This is a genomic window from Cellulomonas palmilytica (genome assembly GCF_021590045.1).
GTDB lineage: Bacteria > Actinomycetota > Actinomycetes > Actinomycetales > Cellulomonadaceae > Cellulomonas > Cellulomonas palmilytica.
On sequence record NZ_CP062221.1, the window covers coordinates 3,079,857 to 3,099,085 of the forward strand.

The window sequence follows — 19,229 nt, forward strand, 5'->3', positions numbered from 1 at the left end:
CGTGGCCGGCTACGTATGGGACTTCAGCGAAGGCGACAAGGACGCCCGCGACCTGCTCGGCGGCAAGGGCGCGGGACTGGCGGAGATGACCCGCCTGGGCCTGCCCGTGCCGCCCGGGTTCACGATCACGACACAGGCGTGCCGTGAGTACATGGCCGACGGCGACGTGCCGGCCGAGCTGCGCGTCGAGGTCACCATGGCGATGCGACGGCTCGAGGACGCCATGCAGCGGCACTTCGGCGACCCGGCCGACCCGCTGCTCGTCTCGGTCCGCTCGGGCGCGAAGTTCTCGATGCCCGGGATGATGGAGACCGTCCTCGACGTCGGTCTGAACGATCTCACCGTGCACGGCCTGGCCGCGTTCACCGGTGACGAGCGCTTCGCGTGGGACTCCTACCGGCGGCTCGTGCAGATGTTCGGCCGCACCGTGCTCGGCATCCCGGGCGAGGAGTTCGCCGACGCGCTCGACAAGGCGAAGGCCGCCCGCGGCGTCAGCTCGGACGTCGAGCTCGGCACCGACGACCTGCGCGACCTCGTCGGCGTCTACAAGGACATCGTGCGCGACCAGACCGGGCGCGAGTTCCCGCAGTCGCCGCGCGAGCAGCTCGACCTCGCGATCACCGCCGTGTTCGACTCGTGGAACACCGAGCGCGCGCGGCTGTACCGCCGCAAGGAGCGCATCCCGGACGACCTCGGCACCGCGGTCAACGTGTGCGCGATGGTGTTCGGCAACCTCGGCCCGACCTCCGGCACGGGCGTCGCGTTCACGCGCGACCCCGCGACCGGCCGCTCCGGCGTGTACGGCGACTACCTCGCCAACGCGCAGGGTGAGGACGTCGTCGCCGGCATCCGCAACACCTCCGGCCTCGCCGAGCTCGAGCGTCTCGACCCCGAGGCGTACGAGGACCTGCGCCGCGCGATGCGCCGGCTCGAGACGCACTACCGCGACCTGTGCGACATCGAGTTCACCGTCGAGCGCGGCAAGCTGTGGATGCTGCAGACGCGCGTGGGCAAGCGCACCGCGCCCGCCGCGTTCCGCGTCGCCGTGCAGCTCGTCGACGAGAACCTCATCACGATGGACGAGGCGCTCGACCGCGTCACCGGCGCGCAGCTGTCCCAGCTGCTGTTCCCGCAGTTCGACGCGGACGCCGAGCGCGACCTCCTGGCGAAGGGCATGGCCGCCTCCCCGGGTGCGGCCGTCGGCATGGCGGTGTTCGACGCGGAGACCGCGCAGGAATGGGCCGCGGAGGGCAAGGACGTCGTCCTGGTCCGCCGCGAGACCAACCCCGACGACCTGGGCGGCATGATCGCCGCGGTCGGCGTCCTCACGGCACGCGGCGGCAAGACGTCGCACGCCGCGGTCGTCGCGCGCGGCATGGGCCGCACCTGCGTGGTCGGCGCCGAGGCCCTCGACATCGACCTCGCCGGCCGGCGCCTGCACGTGGGCCCGCGCACGGTCCACGAGGGGGACGTCATCGCGATCGACGGCAGCACGGGCGAGATCTTCGTCGGCTCCGTGCCGGTGCGCCCCTCGCCGGTGAGCCGGTACCTCGACGACGGCATCGACGCCGCGCTCGCCGAGGCACCCGACGAGGAGACGGCCGAGCTGGTCGTCGCGGTCGACCGGATCCTCACGCACGCCGACGCCGTCCGCCGCCTCGGCGTCCGGGCGAACGCCGACACGCCCGAGGACGCCGCCCGCGCGCGGCGCCTGGGTGCGCAGGGCATCGGCCTGTGCCGCACGGAGCACATGTTCCTCGGCGACCGCCGCCTGCTCGTCGAGCGCGTGGTCCTCGCGGCCGACGACGACGAGCGCCAGGCCGCGCTCGACGCGCTCCTTCCCGTCCAGCGTGAGGACTTCGTCGGGATCCTGCGGGCCATGGACGGGCTGCCGACCACGATCCGGCTGCTCGACCCGCCGCTGCACGAGTTCCTGCCCGACCTGACCGAGCTCTCGGTGAAGGTCGCGCTGGCCGAGTCCCGCGGCGAGGTCGACCCGCACGACGTGACCCTGCTCGCCGCGGTGCGGCGCATGCACGAGGCCAACCCGATGCTCGGCCTGCGCGGCGTGCGGCTCGGGCTCGTGGTGCCGGGGCTGTTCGCGCTGCAGATCCGCGCGGTGTGCGAGGCGGCCGCGCAGCTGCTCACGGACGGGCTCGCGCCGCGCCCCGAGATCATGGTCCCGCTCGTCGGCTCGGTGCAGGAGCTGCGGCTCGTGCGCGAGGAGGCGCTGCGGATCATGGCCGACGTGTCCGCGGAGACCGGGCAGACGCTCGACCTGCCGGTCGGCTGCATGATCGAGCTGCCGCGCGCGGCGCTCACCGCGGACCGTCTCGCGACGCAGGCGCAGTTCTTCTCGTTCGGCACGAACGACCTCACGCAGACCACGTGGGGCTTCTCGCGCGACGACGTGGAGGGCGCGTTCTTCCCGCAGTACAACGCGAACGGCGTGCTCGCGGTCTCCCCGTTCGAGACCGTCGACACGCGCGGCGTGGGCCGGCTCGTGCAGATCGCGGTCGAGGAGGGCCGCGCCACGCGGCCCGACCTGCACCTCGGTGTCTGCGGCGAGCACGGTGGCGACCCGGAGAGCATCCGGTTCTTCCACGCGGTGGGTCTGGACTACGTGTCCTGCAGCCCGTTCCGGGTGCCGGTCGCGCGGCTCGAGGCCGGTCGCTCGGCGGTCGCGGCGGCGAGCGACACGCGCTGACCGCCCCCTTCCCGGCGGGGTGAGTCCGGGCACGAGCACGGCGCCGGTCCGCGCGGAGATACGCGGGCCGGCGCCGTCGTGCTCCCCGGGCGCGCCGGGCGCCGGTGCGGGTGCGGGGTCAGCCCCAGCGGCCCAGGCGCGTCGCGAGCAGCGCGAGCGCGACCGGGCCGGCGGTCGAGGTGCGCAGCACGTGCGGGCCGAGGCGCACGGGCCGAGCGCCCGCGTCGACGAGCCGCGCGAGCTCGTCGTCGCCGATCCCGCCCTCGGGGCCGACGACGACGAGGACGTCGCCGTCGTCCGGGAGCGCAGCCTCGGCCAGCGGGTCCGTGGCGGACTCGTGCAGCACGAGCACCGCTCCTCCCGCGGCGACGACCTCGCGCGCCCGGGCAGCGAGCGCCTTGGAGTCGAGCGCGACGTCCACGTCCGGAACCCACGCGCGCCGCGACTGCTTCGCGGCGGTCCGCACCGTGCCCAGCCAACGCGCGCGGGACTTGGCGGCGCGCTCCCCTCGCCACACGACGATCGAGCGGTCCGCCTGCCACGGGACGACCGCGTCCGCCCCCACCTCGGTCGCGGCCTCGATCGCGAGCTCGTCCCGGTCGCCCTTCGCGAGTGCCTGCACGAGCACGAGCCGCACGCGCGGCGTGGCCTCGCGCACGAGCTCGAGCACCTCGACGTCCACGCCCTCGTGGCCGACCTGCGCGACGACCCCGACGACCCGCACGCCGCGCGTGTCCACGACGTCGACGCGCTCGCCGCGCGCCTTGCGCTGCACGACCCCCGCATGCCGCCCCTCGGCGCCGTCGAGGCGGAAGGTGTCCCCCGCCGCCAGGGTGTCGAGGCGGCCGGGGTCGACGACGAAGACGGGTGCGGTCATCGGGCGTGCGGGTCCTGTCTCGAGGCGGTGACGGTGTGGGTGAGGTGCGGGTGAGGCGCGCGTGACGGTGCGGCTGGTCGGTGCGGCTGGTCGGCGCGGGCGGCGTCGGCCTGGCTCAGCGGCCGGCGAGCTTGTCGCGCAGCTTGCCGAACACGCCCTGGTGGGCGGCGGCGAGCCGGCCCTCGGGGCGCTCCTCGCCGCGCAGCGCCGCGAGCCGGCGCAGCAGCTCGGCCTGCTCGTCGTCGAGGTTCGTCGGGACGGTGACCTCGACGTGCACGTGCAGGTCGCCGCGCCCGCCGACGTGCAGGTGCCCGACGCCGAGCCCCTTGAGCGTCACGACCTGCTCGGGCTGCGTGCCCGGGCGCAGGTCGACCTCCTGCTCGCCGTCGAGCGTCTCGAGCGTGAGCACCGTGCCCAGCGCGGCGGCGGTCATCGGCACCGAGAGGGTCGCGTGCAGGTCGTCGCCGTCGCGCGTGAACACCTCGTGCCGGCGCTCGCGCACCTCGAGGTAGACGTCACCGGGCGGGCCGCCCGCCGGGCCGACCTCGCCCTGGCTCGTGAGCTTGATCCGTGTGCCCGTGTCGACGCCCGCGGGGACGTCCACCGCGATCGTGCGACGTGCACGCACGCGGCCCTCGCCCGCGCACTCGGTGCAGGGCTCGGGGATCGTCGTGCCGAACCCGCGGCACGCGGCGCACGGCTGGTTCGTCATGACCTGGCCGAGGAACGAGCGCGCGACGCGCTGCACCGTGCCGCGGCCGTGGCACACCTCGCACGTGCGGGGCGACGTGCCGGGACGGCAGCACGTCCCCTGGCAGGTGGGGCACACGACCGCCGTGTCGACCGGGACCTCGCGGTGCGTGCCGAACGTGACCTCGGCGAGGTCGAGGTCGAGGCGCAGCAGCGCGTCCTGGCCGCGACGCGCCCGCGGGATCGGCCCGCGCTGCGCGCTCGCCCCCGTCGCCGCGCCGAAGAACGTCTCGAAGATGTCCTGGAAGCCGAAGCCCCCGCCCATGCCGCCGCCGGGCGACGACGGGTCGCCGCCCAGGTCGTACGCGCGGCGCTTCTCCGGGTTGCCGAGCACCTCGTACGCGCGCGAGACGTCCTTGAACCGCTCCTCGGCGGCCGGGTCGTCGCCCGCGACGTCCGGGTGGTGCTCGCGGGCGAGCTTGCGGTACGCCTTCTTGATCTGCTCGGGCGTCGCGTCGCGCGGGACGCCGAGGATCGCGTAGTAGTCGTTGCTCACGAGGTGGTCTGCTCGCTTCCTGGCGGGCTCGTCGGGTGGTCGGGACGCCGGGGCGTCCGCGGTGCGCGCGGCCGGGTGCTACCCGGCCAGGATGCGCGTGAGGTAGCGCGCCACGGCACGCACGGACGCCATGGTCGCCGGGTAGTCCATGCGGGTCGGGCCGATCGCGCCGATCCGGGCGACCGAGCCGCCCTCGTCGCCGTACCCGCTCGTGACGAAGCTCGTCTCGACGAGGCCGTCGTGCTGCGTCTCGTGGCCGATGCGCACCGAGACCGACGCGGCGTCCTCGGCCATCTCGGACAGCAGCCGCAGCAGCACGACCTGCTCCTCGAGCGCCTCGAGCACCGGCCCGAGGCTGCGCGCGAAGTCCGTCCCGCCGCGCGCGAGGTTCGCGGTGCCCGCGAGCACCACGCGCTCCTCGCTCTCCTGCGCGAGCGTCTCCTCGACCACGCCCACGACCTGCCGCAGCAGCGCGACGTCCTCGGGCGCGTACTGCTCCGCGACCTCGTCGACCAGCCCTCGCAGCTCGGCGAGCCGACGGCCCGCGACGCGCACGTTGAGCGTCGCGCGCAGCTGCGCGACGACGGCCTCGTCGAGCTCCGCGGACGTCTCGAGCGTGCGCTGCTCGACGCGGCCCGTGTCGGTGATCAGCACGACGAGCAGGTGCCGCTGCGCCACGGGCACGAGCTCGATGTGGCGCAGCGCCGAGCGGCGCAGGGACGGGTACTGCACGACCGCGACCTGGTGCGTGAGCTGCGCGAGCAGCCGCACCGAGCGGTCGACGACGTCGTCGAGGTCCACCGCGTCCTCGAGGAACGCGCCGATCGCGCGCTTCTCGGGCGCCGACAGCGGCTTGACGGTCGTGAGTCGGTCGACGAAGACGCGGTAGCCCTTGTCGGTGGGGATGCGACCGGCGGACGTGTGCGGCTGCGCGATGAACCCGCTCTCCTCGAGCGCGGCCATGTCGTTGCGGATCGTCGCGGACGACACCCCGAGCGCGTGGCGCTCGACCAGTGCCTTCGACCCGACGGGCTCGCTCGTCGAGACGTAGTCCTCGACGATCGCGCGCAGCACGTCCATCCGCCGCTCGTCGCTCATCTCGCCTCCGTCCGTCGCGCTGCGCGTCGCTCGCAGCCGTGCCGCCGTGGTAGCACTCGCCTGGTCCGAGTGCCAATCCTACGCCGCGCCCGTGGGGCACCGCCCGAGCCGTCCGCTCGCACCCTAGGGTGACGGACCGACGGACCGCGACGAGGGAGAGCCAGGGTGATGGATCGCTACGGGTCGGACGTGCTGGGCGGCGGGCGCACCGAGCACCACCGAGGGCCGCGGACGTCCCGGCCGCAGGCCGCCGAGCGCGGGCTCGTCGTCGAGGAGGTCACGACCGGCTGGGTCGGGGCCGTGGTGCGCGTCGAGAAGTCCGGCGGCCAGCACGTCGTCGTGCTCGAGGACCGCAAGGGACGCACGCGCACGTTCCCGCTCGGTCCGGGGTTCTGGGTCGACGGCGAGCCCGTCGAGCTCACCGCGCCCGTCACGTCCACGGCGCCGCGCGCACCCGAGCGCACCGCGTCCGGCTCGCGCGCGGTCCAGGGTGCCAAGGCGCGCGTGGCGCGGGGCAGCCGCATCTGGGTCGAGGGCAAGCACGACGCCGAGCTCGTGGAGAAGGTGTGGGGCGACGACCTGCGCGTCGAGGGCGTCGTCGTCGAGCTGCTCGAGGGCGTGGACCACCTCGTCGAGGCGCTGCGCGAGTTCTCCCCCACGCCGCAGCGGCGCGTGGGCGTGCTCGTCGACCACCTCGTCAGCGGGTCGAAGGAGGCGCGGATCGCCGCCGAGGCGGTGCGCGTGGCACCGCGCGGCACCGTGCTGGTGCTGGGCCACCCGTACGTCGACGTGTGGCAGGCCGTGCGTCCCGCGCGGCTCGGGCTGACCGCGTGGCCGACGATCGAGCGCGGCACCGAGTGGAAGCTCGGCATCCTGCGGGAGCTGGGCTGGCCCGCCGCGGACCAGGCGGACGTCGCGCACGCCTGGAAGCGGATCCTCGGCTCGGTGCGCACGTACGCCGACCTCGAGCCTTCGCTGCTGGGTCGCGTCGAGGAGCTCATCGACTTCGTCACGGCCTGACCGACCCGGGACGCAGGACGGGCTCCCGCGCCGCGCGCGGGAGCCCGTCCTCGTCGAGCCGGGTCAGGCGGCGACGGGCTCGTCGTTCAGGCGGCGGTACACGTACGCCTGCGCGAGCAGGGCGACGGGGACCGTGACGAGCGCACCGACGCCGCAGACGAGACCACCGACGGCGCTCGCGAGCGCGGCGCCGAGGAAGATCAGCACCGCCGGCACGAGGTTGTCCCGGACGAGCTGGAAGCTCGCCTTGAGCGCGTCCACGGCGCCCGTGCCGCGGTCGACCACGTAGTACAGCGTGAACTGCGCGAAGAACGCGACCACGATGCCCGGCAGGTAGCACAGCGCGTAGCCGACCGCGGTGAGCGCCGCGACGAGCAGCGACGCGAGGATCACCGCGGGCAGGTTCTTGAACTTGAAGAACGTGTCGACCGTGAGCGACTCGCCACGGCTGATCCGCAGCGCGCCCTGGATGAAGCCGGCCTGCACGACCGACAGCACGAGCACCGCGACGAGCGAGATCAACGCGCCGGCCAGCAGGACGGCGACGAAGCTCGGACCGGAACCGAAGTGGATCTCCCCGTCGTCGTCGATCGTCGTCTCCGTCGTCCCGAGGAGGACGCCGGAGATCACGAGGTACCACAGGCCGATGAGGATCGCGGACCCGACGACGTAGACGAGGATCGCGATGAGGATCGGGCCGAGGTTCTCGGTGAACTTCTTCCAGCCCCACTTGAAGCCCTCGACCACGTCGACGCTCGAGTCGCCGCCGTAGCCGCCCGGCGCGGGCGGCGGCGGGTACCCACCGGGAGGCGGCGGGTAGGCACCGCCCGGGGGCGGGTAGGCGCCGGCAGGAGGCGGCGGGTACGCACCCTCGGGCGCGGGCGGCGTGGGCTGCTGCGGCCCGGGCGGGACCGGCGTGCTCCCGTCGTCCGGCCGCGGTGTGGTGTCGCTCATGCGTCTCCTTCGACTTCTCGGGCCCGGGGTGGCCCGACGAAAGCGAACCGAAGTGGACCAACCGTGTCAAGGAACCGTGGACGACCTGTGGACGACCGTGAACGACTACCCTGCGACCAGCAGAGTCGCCCCTCTCACCGAACCGGGTGACGCACTGCCAGGACGGACCACACGACGGAGGTACACCGTGAGCACGACACCCCCGAACGGCCAGGGCTGGGACGCGGCTCCGCCGCCGCCCGCGTACGGCGCGGGCCCGCAGCCGCTGCGGCCCGACGAGGAGAAGACGTGGGCGATCCTCGCGCACGTGCTGCCCCTGATCGGCCTCGGCTTCATCGCGCCGCTCGTGATCTGGCTCGTGTTCCGCGGCCGCGGCCCCTACCTGGAGAACCAGGCGAAGGAGTCGCTGAACTTCCAGATCACGCTGCTGATCGCGGTCGTCGTCGGTGCGATCCTCACGATCGTCCTGATCGGCTTCGTCATCCTCGTCGTCGCCGGCATCGGTGCGCTCGTGCTCGAGATCATCGCCGCCGTCGCCGCGAGCCGCTTCGAGTGGTACCGCTACCCGCTCACGATCCGCTTCATCAAGTGACGCGACGCTCGCGGGCGGGCGCTCTCAGGAGCCGAAGCCCGCGAGCGTCCGCACGACGAGGTCCGCGAGCAACCGACCGCGCCGCGTGAGCACCAGCCGCCGCGCCGTCAGGAGCGTCCGACCGTCGAGGAGCCCGTCGGCGACGAGCCCGGCCACCCGGCCCCGCTCGTCGTCGGCGAGCTCGTCGAGCGGCATCCCGTCGGCGAGCCGCACGTGCAGCATGAGCCGCTCGAGCGCCGCCGCCTCGTCGTCGACGACCTCCCGCCCCGCCGCCGGGCTCAAACCCGCGTCCAGGCGGGCCGCGTACGCGCGCGGGTGCTTGACGTTCCACCAGCGCACACCGCCGACGTGCGAGTGCGCGCCGGGACCGACGCCCCACCAGTCGTCGCCCCGCCAGTAGGCAAGGTTGTGCCGGCACGCGTGCTGCGCGCTGCGCGCCCAGTTCGACACCTCGTACCAGCCGAGGCCCGCCTGCGTGAGCAGGTCGTCGGCGAGCTCGTACTTGGCCGCCTGGTCGTCGGCGTCGGGCAGCGTGAGCTCGCCCCGGCGCACCTGCGCGGCCATCTTCGTGCCCTGCTCGACGACGAGCGCGTACGCCGAGACGTGGTCGACGCCCGTGGCGAGCGCCGCCTCGAGGGAGACGCGCCAGTCCTCGAGCGACTCCCCCGGGGTGCCGTAGATCAGGTCGAGCGACACGTCGAGCCCCGCGTCGCGCGCCCAGCGCACCACGGCGGGGATGCGTGCCGGGTCGTGCGTGCGCTCGAGCGTGCGCAGCACGTGCGGGACGGCCGACTGCATGCCGAACGACACGCGCGTGAACCCGCCGGCGGCGAGCGCCGCGAGCGACTCCGGCGTCACGGAGTCGGGGTTCGCCTCGGTGGTCACCTCGGCGTCGTCGGCCAGTCCCCAGGCGTCGTCGACCGCACGCAGCATCGCGACGAGGTCCTCGGGCGGCAGCACCGTCGGGGTGCCGCCGCCGACGAAGACCGTCGAGACCGGCCGCGCGGGCACACCGGCGTCGCGCAGCACCCGCGCACCGAGGGCGACCTCGCGCACCGCGGTCGCGGCGTACGAGACCTGGCTCGCTCCCCCGCCGAGCTCGGTGGCCGTGTACGTGTTGAAGTCGCAGTACCCGCAGCGCACCGTGCAGAACGGCACGTGCAGGTACACGCCGAACGCGCGCTCGTCGGCACCCGCCACGACCGACGCCGGCAGGGCACCGTCGTCGGGGGCGGCGTCGCCGTCGGGCAGGGCCGGGCTCACGGCGCTCCCACCAGCGGGGTCACTTCTTCTTGGCGTCCTTGGGCGCGGCGGCGTCCGACGAGAGCGCGGCGATGAAGGCCTCCTGCGGCACGTCGACCCGACCGATCGTCTTCATGCGCTTCTTGCCCTCCTTCTGCTTCTCGAGGAGCTTGCGCTTGCGGGTGATGTCACCGCCGTAGCACTTGGCCAGGACGTCCTTGCGGATCGCGCGGATCGTCTCGCGCGCGATCACGCGGCTGCCGACTGCCGCCTGGATCGGCACCTCGAACTGCTGGCGCGGGATGAGCTCCTTGAGCTTGGCGGTCATCATCACGCCGTACGAGTACGCCTTGTCCTTGTGCACGATCGCGCTGAACGCGTCGACCTGCTCGCCCTGCAGCAGGATGTCGACCTTCACGAGGTCCGCGACCTGCTCGCCCGAGGGCTCGTAGTCGAGGCTCGCGTAGCCGCGCGTGCGGGACTTCAGCTGGTCGAAGAAGTCGAACACGATCTCCGCGAGCGGCAGCGTGTAACGCATCTCGACGCGGTCCTCGGACAGGTAGTCCATGCCCAGCAGGTCTCCGCGCTTGGACTGGCTGAGCTCCATGATCGCGCCGACGAACTCGCTCGGCGCGAGGATCGTCGCCTTGACGACCGGCTCACGGACCTCGCGGATCTTGCCGCCGGGGAACTCCGACGGGTTCGTCACGTGGACCTCGGTGCGGTCCTCCATGACGACGTCGTAGACGACGTTCGGCGCGGTGGAGATGAGGTCGAGGTCGAACTCGCGCTCGAGCCGCTCGCGGATGATCTCCAGGTGCAGCAGGCCGAGGAACCCGACGCGGAACCCGAAGCCGAGCGCGACCGACGTCTCGGGCTCGTAGTTGAGCGCCGCGTCGTTGAGCTTGAGCTTGTCGAGCGCGTCGCGCAGCGCCGGGTAGTCCGAGCCGTCGATCGGGTACAGGCCCGAGAACACCATCGGCTTGGGGTCGGAGTAACCGCCGAGCGGCTCGGCCGCGGGCTTGCTCGCGTTGGTGACCGTGTCGCCGACCTTCGACTGGCGCACGTCCTTCACACCCGTGATGAGGTAGCCCACCTCACCCACGCCGAGGCCCTTCGTCGGGACCGGCTCGGGGCTGATGACGCCGATCTCGAGCAGCTCGTGCGTCGCCTTCGTCGACATCATCGCGATGCGCTCACGCGGGTTGAGGTTCCCGTCGACGACGCGCACGTACGTCACGACGCCGCGGTACGTGTCGTACACCGAGTCGAAGATCATCGCGCGCGCCGGGGCGGCCGCGTCACCGACGGGCGCCGGGATCGTCTCGACGATGCGGTCCAGCAGGGCCTCGACGCCCGCACCCGTCTTGCCGGACACCTTCAGCACGTCCGCCGGGTCGCCGCCGACGAGGCCCGCGATCTCCTCCGCGTACTTCTCCGGCTGGGCGGCGGGCAGGTCGATCTTGTTGAGCACCGGGATGATCGCGAGGTCGTTCTCGAGCGCGAGGTACAGGTTCGCGAGCGTCTGCGCCTCGATGCCCTGCGCCGCGTCGACGAGCAGCACCGCACCCTCGCACGCCGCGAGCGACCGCGAGACCTCGTACGTGAAGTCCACGTGCCCCGGCGTGTCGATCATGTTCAGCGCGTACGCGGTGTCGCCCACCTGCCACGGCATGCGCACGGCCTGCGACTTGATCGTGATGCCGCGCTCGCGCTCGATGTCCATGCGGTCGAGGTACTGCGCCCGCATCGCGCGCGCCTCGACGACGCCCGTGAGCTGCAGCATGCGGTCCGCCAGCGTCGACTTGCCGTGGTCGATGTGGGCGATGATGCAGAAGTTGCGCAGGAGCTCGGGCGCGGTGGCGGCAGGGCGGATGCGGCCTGCGGCTGCGGCACTCGGGATCGGGGACACGCGGCGGGTGCTCCGGTTCTCGTCGGGGGTACGGCTGGCGACCCGGGCGGACCGGGTCTCGTCGGACTGCTCGAGGCCTGGCAGAAGGTGCCCGGAACTCGGCCGGACCCGTCCTCGTGGGTGTCGGTGCCCGGCGCCACCATGGTCCCATGACCCGGGCCCCGTCCGACCACGCGACCACCGTGCCGACGACAGCGACGACGACCTCCGTCGCACCGGACGGTCTCGACCACCTCGCGCACCTCGTCGCCGCGCAGCACGCGTTCCTCGCGTCGATCGCCGAGGTCGACCCGACGACGCGCGTGCCGTGGTGCGGCCGGTGGCGCGTGCGCGACGTCGTCGTGCACCTCGGGCGCATCCACCACTGGGCCGCGGGCCAGGCGTCGAAGCGGCAGGAGACACCGCTGGGACGCGGGCCGTTCGTGCTCGACACGTTCTACGCGACCCAGGCCGCCGAGCTGCGCGAGACCCTCGTCCGCCTCGGCGACACCGAGGGCTGGACCCTGGTCGGCAACGGTCCCGCGTCCTGGTGGCGCCGCCGCCAGCTCCACGAGACGACCGTCCACCTGTGGGACCTGCGCACCGCGGGTGGGCTCCCCCTCGACGACGACGCCGCCGTGTGGTCCGACACGGTCGACGAGGTCGTCACCGTCATGCAGCCCCGCCAGCAGGCGATGGGGCGCATGCAGCCCCTGCCCGCCCCGGTGCGCCTCGTCGCGACCGACGCGGACCAGACCTGGCTGCTGGGCGGCACGGGCACACCCTCCGTCACGGTCGAGGGCACCGCGCAGGACCTCGCGCTCCTGGTGTGGGGCCGCCGGTCGCCCGACGAGGTCGCGGTGCGCGGTGACGCCGCCGCACTCGACGACGCGCTCGCCCGCCGCCTGACGCCCTGACGGCGCTCCGTCCGGTTGCGGGCTGGTGTGACCGCGGCCACAGTCGAAGGACGGTCGGCAGCGAGCGCAGCACCACGCACGGCCCGCGCTGACCTGCCACCGCACCACCAACCCACAGGAGGTCGCGTCATGTCCGTCGCCCGCATCACCACCATCAGCGCCCGCTCCGAGAAGAGCTTCGACGACGCCGTACGGCTCGGGGTCGAACGCGCGTCGGCGACCCTGCGCAACGTGTCGGGCGCGTGGGTCAAGGACCAGAAGGTCGAGGTGGCCGACGGCACGATCACCGCGTACCACGTGGTGCTGGAGGTCACCTTCGTCCTCGAGTGACGTGCCCATCGATGCGCCCCGCGCCCATCGGGCCGCGGGGCATGTCCGCGCTCCAGGGCCGGACGCTCGTCCACAGCCTGGCGGAAGATCGCTCCACGCCATGTCCGCTTTGAGTACCTTCGGGCCATGCGACCAACGGTGGCTTCTTCCACACCCGCTGAGGCTCGGCTCCACCGACGCTCCGCTCGCCGCCTCACGTGGAGCGCCCTCACTGCCTTCGCTCTGGTCGTCGCCGCGGTCGCGGGGTGTTCTCCGGAGCCCGCGGACATCGCCGCCACACGATCTCCCGCGACGCGCGGTGCCATGCCCTCGCCATCGCCTACCGCGCCGCCGACACCCGAGGCGGCCCAGACCACCGCAGTGCCCCCGGTCCCAGGAACCGATCCGACGACCCGGCCGCAGCGGCCCGCCGCATTCGATGGCCCCGCCGACAAGGAGTCGGCAGGAGCGATCGCCGAGTACTACCTGCACCTCTTCGCCTACGCCGCGGCCACGCACGATCTCGATGAGATGAAGGAACTCACGTCGAGCACGTGCACGTACTGCAACAAACTCATCGACCTCATCGAGCAGTACGAAGCCGAGGGAGTCGTCACCGAAGGTGGCGCAATCCGAGTCGACGACATCGCTGTCATGGACCGGAGCGACACGCTCTTCACAGCGACGGTCACCTACACCCAGGCTGCATCGCGCGAGATCGGTCCTGGGGGCGACGTCGTTGCCGAGGGGTCAGGAGGCAAGCGCGTTCACGAGATCGACGTCCTGAAGCACGAGGGTTCGTGGGTGGTGACGGCGTGGCTCAGCCGTTGACCAGTGCGGCATGCCGTGCGGTTGTCATCGCTCTCGCGCTCTCGTCCGGGTTCGTCGTCGGCGCTGCAGGTCGGGCGGCCGCACTCGAGACAGACGAGGACATCGTCGGCGGCGACATCTTCCTTCGCGCTCGCCAGGCGACCGACGGCTTGAACCACTACGAAGACGACCCAGGGCGAGGTGCGTACGAGTGGAAGCGCGACCTCCCGTGCTGGAGCCGCGCTCCGGAGATCGACGACGTCAGCCACGATCTCTGCTGGGGTGGATCGGCAGTCCAGCACGATCCGCCTGAGTGTGAGGACGGCGACGCGCTCCAGCCGATCTGGCGTCGCATACGGGACGTGAACCCGTGGGAGCAGCAGGTGGGATGGCACTGCCCGGAGGACCTGCTCCCCGCCGTCGCCGAGGACGACTTCCGGCAGCTGACGATCACGCCGCTGCGAGCGCACATGCAACCGGATCGGGGTGAGGTCCTCGTCAACAAGCCCACGATCGTCTACACGGAGGCAGAACCGGCCACCTTCCGGACGGAGCTCCTGGGGTTCGGACTCGATATCGAGGCGACACCGATCGCTTTCGTGTGGGACTTCGGCGACGGCGAGCGTCCGTTGGAGACGACGAGTCCCGGTCACCCCTACCCCGACCACGACCTGGCGCGGTCGTACCGTGAGCCCGGGAGCGCGCGGATCACCCTGTACACGACATGGACGGGTCGCTACCGAGTGGACATCGACCCGTTGCACAAGTGGCGCGACATCGACGGCACGGCGTTCACGACGTCGAGCACGCCCCAGTTCGAGATCGTCGAGCTCCGCAGCCACCTCGACGGCTGACCGGCGCCTGCTTGCGGGTCAGGCCTCGCGGGTGATGCGGACCTCGACGTCGAGCTCCTGCGTGCCGGCGCCTGCGTAGATGCCGCGCAGCGGCGCGACGTCGTCGTAGGACCGACCTCGCGCGAGGACGACGTGGTGCCCGCCCGCGGGGACGCGGTTCGTCGGGTCGTAGGCGACCCACTCGCCGACCCACCACTCGACCCACGCGTGGGACTCCCCGGTGACGGTCTCGCCGACCTCACCGCCGCGCGTCGGGTGCAGGTAGCCGGAGACGTAGCGAGCCGGGATCCCGATCGCCCGCAGGGCGCCGAGCGCGAGGTGTGCGACGTCCTGGCAGACGCCCGCGCCGGCCTGCCAGGCCTCCGCGGCGGGCGTATGGACGGTCGTGACGCCGGGGATGTACTCGAGGCGGTCGCGCAGGGCCTCGCACACGGCGACGGCGGCGTCGGAGGGCTCGAAGCCCTCGGCGGCGGTGCGGGCGAGCTCGACGACCTCGTCGGGCGCCGCGGTGGTCGGGGTGTCGGCGAGGAACTCCGCCATGCGGTCGCGGACCTCGTCGGTGCGCAGCGCAGCCCAGCCGAGGACGGCGCGGGGCGGGGCGGCCTCGCGCACCTCGACGACGTGCTCGGCGGTGATGACCATCGACTCGTGAGGCACGAGCACCTCGAACGCGGTGACGGCGGTGCCCCAGTAGTCGCGGTACTCGTACGACCAGGTGTGCGGCTGCGCCTCGAACCGGCTGGACACGACGGTCTGCCCGGCCTGCGACACGGGCGTCATGCGCGCCTCGTTGTAGGACGCCTGCACGGGCGCGGCGTAGCGGAACGTCGAGGTGTGGACCACGCGGAGCCGGTTCACAGGTTCTCCCCCACCCAGGTCGTCGTGAGCGCGGACGGGAAGTACCGGCCGCGGACCGCGTCGGACGCGGCGGCGCACGCGCGCTGCACCTGCTCCATCTCGCGCGGCAGCGCGTCGAGCACGTCGATGAGCGGCCGGTACTCGAGGTTGGTGCGCACGAGACCGATGTGCCGGCGCGCGTCGTCGACGCTCGCGCGGTCCACGACGGGCTCGAGCGCGGTCAGGCACGCCTCGGCCTGGTTGAGCGCGAAGACGATCGAGCGCGGGAACAGCCGGTCGAGCAGCAGGAACCCGGCCGCACGTTCGTCGGACGCCGTGCCCCGGTAGGTGCGCAGGAACGCCTCGTGCGCACCGCACGAGCGCAGCAGCGTGGTCCAGCCGGGCCCGCCCGAGCCCGCGAGCGCGCGGGTCGTGAGCAGGCGCGCGGTCATGTCCGCGCGTTCGATGGAGCGGCCGAGCACCATGAACGCCCACGTGTCGTCACGGGAGGCGGTCGCGTCGACGACGCCCGCGACGACCGCGGCGCGCTCGCGCACCCACGTGAAGTAGTCGTGCGGGCGCGCAGGGCGCATGTGCGACGGGAGCTGGTTCCACGTCGCGTTGAGGCTCTCCCACAGCTCGGTCGAGATGACCTCGCGGGCGCGGCGCGCGTTCTCGCGCGCGGAGACGAGCGCGCCCGCGATCGACGAGGGCGAGAACCGGTCGTAGGCCAGCACGTCGAGCACCTCGACGCGGCCGATCGGCGCGCTGCTCGCGGGCAGCTGGCGGTCCATGACCGACAGCAGCGAGCGGCACGCGAGGTCCTCCTCGGCCCACGGGTCCTCGAGCAGGATCTGCAGGTGCACGTCGAGCAGGCGCGCGGTGTCGTCGGCGCGCTCCACGTAGCGGCCGATCCAGAACAGCGACTCGGCGATGCGGCTCAGCACGTGCCCACCTCCTGGTCCGACGACGAGGGCGCGGCCGGCCGGCCGTCGAGCGACTGCTGCTGCTGCATGACGTGCGCGCGGATGTCCTGCGGGTTCGCGTCGATCGGGACCGCGTTGCCCACGGGAACCGGGTGGTGCACGGCCGCGCTCGCGGCCTCGCGCCGCGGCGGGGAACCGCCGAGCACCCACGTGTCCTTCGAGCCGCCGCCCTGCGAGGAGTTCACGACGAGGCGGCCCTCCGGCAGCGCGACGCGCGTGAGCCCGCCGGGCAGGACCCAGATGTCGTCGCCGTCGTTCACCGCGAACGGTCGCAGGTCGGTGTGCCGGGGGCGCAGGCCGTCCTCGACGAGCGTCGGGACGGTCGACAGCTGCACGACCGGCTGCGCGATCCAGCCGCGCGGGTCCTCGACGAGGCGCGAGCGCAGCGCCTCGAGCTCCGCACGCGAGGCGGCGGGTCCGACGACGAGGCCCTTGCCGCCCGAGCCGTCGACGGGCTTCACGACGAGCTCGTCGAGACGGTCGAGCACCTCCTCGAGCGAGCCCGGCTCCTCCAGGCGCCACGTGTCGACGTTCGCGAGGATCGGCTCCTCGCCCAGGTAGTACCGGATGAGGTCCGGCACGTAGGTGTAGACGAGCTTGTCGTCGGCGACGCCGTTGCCCACCGCGTTGGCGATCGTGACCGTGCCGTTGCGCGCGCACGTCATGAGCCCGGGCGAGCCGAGCAACGAGTCGGCACGGAACGTGACCGGGTCCAGGAAGTCGTCGTCCACCCGCCGGTAGATGACGTCCACGCGACGACGACCCTGCGTGGTGCGCATCCACACGCGCCCCTGCGCGCAGAACAGGTCGCGCCCCTCGACGAGCTCGACGCCCATGGTCCGGGCGAGCAGCGAGTGCTCGAAGTACGCGCTGTTGTAGACGCCGGGGGTCAGCACGACGACCGTCGGGTCGTCCACGCCCGCGGGTGCCGCGGCCGTCAGCGCGGCGAGCAGGCGACGCGGGTAGTCCGACACGGGCCGGATCCGCAGCGCGGCGAACAGCTCGGGGAACGTCTGCGCCATCGCGCGGCGGTTCGACAGCACGTAGCTCACACCGCTCGGGACCCGCACGTTGTCCTCGAGCACGCGCCACCCGCCCAGCGAGTCGCGGATCAGGTCGATGCCCGAGACGTGCACGCGCACGCCGTTGGGCGGCGTGATCCCGCGTGCCGCACGGCAGTAGTTCGTCGACGACACGATCACCGAGCGCGGCAGGACGCCGTCGGCGATCACCCGCTGCGGCCCGTACACGTCAGCGAGGAACGCCTCGAGCGCGCGCACACGCTGCTTCACGCCCGGTGCGACGTGCTCCCACTCGTCGCCCGCGAGCACGCGCGGCACCACGTCGAGCGGGAACGGACGCTCCTCGCCCGCGAAGTCGAACGTCACGCCCTGCGTCAGGTACGTCCGTGCGAGCGCGTCCGCTCGCGCTCGCAGCTCGCCGGCGGAGAGCTGCGCGAGGGCCGCGTGGACGTGCTTGTACGCCGCGCGCGGGCCGGTCGCGGGGTCGAGCATCTCGTCCCAGGCGACCCCGGCCGGGTAGTCGTCGAAGAGGTCCGCCATGCGCCGAACGTAGCCCCGCCAGATCACCGGCGCGTTACGGGGCACCCCCCGGGGCGGGGCGGCAACGGCGACCCGCGGGGCGCGCGCGGCGGAGGCGGTCGGGCTTGCACGCGGGAGCGGGCGAACCGATAGGTTCCCGCCCGTGGCCGCTTCCTCGTCCGTCTCCCGACTGCTCCGGAGCACCGCGTCGACGCTGCTGCGCGTGCTCGTCTCCCGCGGCTCGTCGCGCTCCTCGTCCGGCCCGACGTCCACCTCGACCGCCACGTCGACGGTCCCGACGCACGAGCGTGCGCACCGGCCGGGCCGGGTCCACCGCCCGCACGCCCGCACGACCAGCACGACGAGCACGACGCCGGCCCAGCCGGCGCGCACCGTGCTGCCCGACCACGTCGGCCCGGTCCCGATCCACTACAGCCCCGAGCTGGACGGCGCGGCGGACCCGGGCGAGATCGTGTGGACGTGGGTCCCCTACGAGGAGGACGCGACGCAGGGCAAGGACCGGCCCGTGTTCGTCGTCGGCTGGGACGGCCCGGTCGTGCTCGGGCTGATGCTCACGAGCAAGGACCACGACCGCAACGCCGCGCGCGAGGCGCGCAAGGGCCGCGTGTGGATGGACATCGGCTCGGGCCCCTGGGACTCCAGGCGCCGCGACAGCGAGGTGCGCCTGGACCGGGTGCTGCGGCTCGACCCCGACACGATCCGTCGCGAGGGGGCCGTCGTGGACCACGACCTGTTCGTCAAGGTGGCCGACGCGCTGACGGAGCTGCGCGGCCGGGTGTGACGTGCGCCTGCGCAGCCTGCGCGGCTTGGGTGGGAGCGTCCGCGTCGGGTAGCATCTTCCCTTGCGTGTCCGCCCAGGTCGGCGGGCACTCGCCCAGCTCCTCTCCGCGGGTGTCCCCACGCCCCAGTCCCGGAGCTGCGCGCGCCCTCTACGACCTGTCAGATCGCTTCGGCGAACGCACAAGAGAGTCCACCAGTGGCGAACATCAAGTCCCAGATCAAGCGCATCCGCACCAACGAGAAGGCGCGCCTGCGCAACAAGTCGGTGAAGTCCGAGCTCAAGACGCACATCCGTCGCGTCCGCGAGGCCGTCGCCGGCGGTGACAAGGACGCGGCCACCTCCGCGCTGCAGACCGCGTCGAAGAAGCTCGACAAGGCGGTCAGCAAGGGCGTCATCCACGCCAACCAGGCGGCCAACAAGAAGTCGGCGCTCGCGAAGTCGGTCAACTCGCTCTGAGTTCCCGCCCGCGGGCAGCACACGCCGCACGTCGTGCGTGAGCCACGAGGCGTCATCCCCTCCGGGATGGCGCCTCGTTCCGTCTTCGCC

Annotated in this window: 18 protein-coding genes; 9 read left to right on the forward strand and 9 right to left on the reverse strand. The window is 72.9% G+C overall.

Going from position 1 to position 19,229, the window contains the following annotated elements:
• Position 1: 1 nt before the first annotated feature.
• Entirely contained in the window at positions 2 to 2,707 is a 2,706-nt protein-coding gene (ppdK, locus tag F1D97_RS13960) for a pyruvate, phosphate dikinase (protein WP_236121123.1), read from the forward strand.
• 118 nt (positions 2,708 to 2,825) lie between these two features.
• On the opposite strand, the gene F1D97_RS13965 is transcribed toward ppdK, so the two are convergent.
• The 3 genes from F1D97_RS13965 to hrcA all read right to left on the reverse strand — a co-directional run bounded on the left by F1D97_RS13965 (position 2,826) and on the right by hrcA (position 5,928).
• Positions 2,826 to 3,584, reverse strand: a complete 759-nt coding sequence (locus F1D97_RS13965; protein WP_236121124.1) for a 16S rRNA (uracil(1498)-N(3))-methyltransferase — start codon at positions 3,582 to 3,584, stop codon at positions 2,826 to 2,828.
• A gap of 115 nt (positions 3,585 to 3,699) precedes the next feature.
• Positions 3,700 to 4,830, reverse strand: a complete 1,131-nt coding sequence (gene dnaJ, locus F1D97_RS13970; RefSeq protein ID WP_236121125.1) for a molecular chaperone DnaJ — start codon at positions 4,828 to 4,830, stop codon at positions 3,700 to 3,702.
• Positions 4,831 to 4,908: 78 nt separating this feature from the next.
• Positions 4,909 to 5,928: a heat-inducible transcriptional repressor HrcA gene (gene hrcA, locus F1D97_RS13975; protein WP_236121126.1), complete on the reverse strand. Its 1,020-nt coding sequence runs from the start codon at positions 5,926 to 5,928 to the stop codon at positions 4,909 to 4,911.
• Positions 5,929 to 6,096: 168 nt separating this feature from the next.
• On the opposite strand from hrcA, the gene F1D97_RS13980 reads away from it, so the two are divergent.
• A complete protein-coding gene (locus F1D97_RS13980; RefSeq protein WP_236121127.1) occupies positions 6,097 to 6,948 on the forward strand; it encodes a DUF3097 domain-containing protein in 852 nt (283 codons plus the stop codon).
• Positions 6,949 to 7,011: 63 nt separating this feature from the next.
• On the opposite strand, the gene F1D97_RS13985 is transcribed toward F1D97_RS13980, so the two are convergent.
• On the reverse strand, positions 7,012 to 7,902 hold the full coding sequence (locus F1D97_RS13985) for a DUF2189 domain-containing protein (protein WP_236121128.1): 891 nt from the start codon (positions 7,900 to 7,902) through the stop codon (positions 7,012 to 7,014).
• 187 nt (positions 7,903 to 8,089) lie between these two features.
• Between F1D97_RS13985 and F1D97_RS13990 the strand changes: the two genes are divergently transcribed.
• Entirely contained in the window at positions 8,090 to 8,494 is a 405-nt protein-coding gene (locus tag F1D97_RS13990; RefSeq protein ID WP_236121129.1) for a DUF4870 domain-containing protein, read from the forward strand.
• A 24-nt stretch (positions 8,495 to 8,518) separates the two neighbouring features.
• On the opposite strand, the gene hemW is transcribed toward F1D97_RS13990, so the two are convergent.
• Together hemW and lepA are read right to left on the reverse strand one after the other, a co-directional pair.
• Positions 8,519 to 9,757 carry a radical SAM family heme chaperone HemW gene (hemW, locus tag F1D97_RS13995; protein ID WP_236121130.1) on the reverse strand — a complete coding sequence of 413 codons (1,239 nt, stop codon included), beginning with the start codon at positions 9,755 to 9,757 and terminating at the stop codon, positions 8,519 to 8,521.
• A gap of 19 nt (positions 9,758 to 9,776) precedes the next feature.
• Positions 9,777 to 11,648, reverse strand: a complete 1,872-nt coding sequence (gene lepA / locus F1D97_RS14000; RefSeq protein WP_317618881.1) for a translation elongation factor 4 — start codon at positions 11,646 to 11,648, stop codon at positions 9,777 to 9,779.
• Positions 11,649 to 11,797: 149 nt separating this feature from the next.
• On the opposite strand from lepA, the gene F1D97_RS14005 reads away from it, so the two are divergent.
• From F1D97_RS14005 to F1D97_RS14020, 4 genes are all read left to right on the forward strand, one after another.
• A complete protein-coding gene (locus tag F1D97_RS14005) occupies positions 11,798 to 12,544 on the forward strand; it encodes a maleylpyruvate isomerase family mycothiol-dependent enzyme (RefSeq protein WP_236121131.1) in 747 nt (248 codons plus the stop codon).
• Positions 12,545 to 12,673: 129 nt separating this feature from the next.
• Positions 12,674 to 12,874 carry a dodecin family protein gene (locus F1D97_RS14010; RefSeq protein WP_094180364.1) on the forward strand — a complete coding sequence of 67 codons (201 nt, stop codon included), beginning with the start codon at positions 12,674 to 12,676 and terminating at the stop codon, positions 12,872 to 12,874.
• A 303-nt stretch (positions 12,875 to 13,177) separates the two neighbouring features.
• A complete protein-coding gene (locus F1D97_RS14015; protein ID WP_157732527.1) occupies positions 13,178 to 13,684 on the forward strand; it encodes a DUF6318 family protein in 507 nt (168 codons plus the stop codon).
• A complete protein-coding gene (locus F1D97_RS14020; protein WP_236121132.1) occupies positions 13,654 to 14,517 on the forward strand; it encodes a hypothetical protein in 864 nt (287 codons plus the stop codon). Before F1D97_RS14015 ends, F1D97_RS14020 begins: the two co-directional genes overlap by 31 nt.
• Positions 14,518 to 14,535: 18 nt before the next feature.
• Here the strand turns inward: F1D97_RS14020 and F1D97_RS14025 are convergent, their stop codons facing one another.
• Genes F1D97_RS14025 through F1D97_RS14035 form a run of 3 tightly spaced genes read right to left on the reverse strand, consistent with a single transcriptional unit; the run spans position 14,536 to position 17,902 of the window.
• Positions 14,536 to 15,375 carry a transglutaminase family protein gene (locus F1D97_RS14025; protein ID WP_236121133.1) on the reverse strand — a complete coding sequence of 280 codons (840 nt, stop codon included), beginning with the start codon at positions 15,373 to 15,375 and terminating at the stop codon, positions 14,536 to 14,538.
• The gene (locus F1D97_RS14030; RefSeq protein WP_236121134.1) at positions 15,372 to 16,301 is read right to left on the reverse strand and encodes an alpha-E domain-containing protein; all 930 of its coding nucleotides are present in this window, start codon (positions 16,299 to 16,301) and stop codon (positions 15,372 to 15,374) included. The genes F1D97_RS14025 and F1D97_RS14030 overlap by 4 nt, the downstream gene beginning before the upstream one ends.
• Entirely contained in the window at positions 16,295 to 17,902 is a 1,608-nt protein-coding gene (locus tag F1D97_RS14035; RefSeq protein WP_236121135.1) for a circularly permuted type 2 ATP-grasp protein, read from the reverse strand. The genes F1D97_RS14030 and F1D97_RS14035 overlap by 7 nt, the downstream gene beginning before the upstream one ends.
• A gap of 142 nt (positions 17,903 to 18,044) precedes the next feature.
• Here F1D97_RS14035 and F1D97_RS14040 point away from each other — a divergent pair, with 142 nt between their 5' ends.
• Positions 18,045 to 18,683: a type II toxin-antitoxin system PemK/MazF family toxin gene (locus F1D97_RS14040; protein ID WP_236121136.1), complete on the forward strand. Its 639-nt coding sequence runs from the start codon at positions 18,045 to 18,047 to the stop codon at positions 18,681 to 18,683.
• 195 nt (positions 18,684 to 18,878) lie between these two features.
• The gene (gene rpsT, locus F1D97_RS14045; RefSeq protein ID WP_236121137.1) at positions 18,879 to 19,139 is read left to right on the forward strand and encodes a 30S ribosomal protein S20; all 261 of its coding nucleotides are present in this window, start codon (positions 18,879 to 18,881) and stop codon (positions 19,137 to 19,139) included.
• Positions 19,140 to 19,229 lie beyond the last annotated feature (90 nt).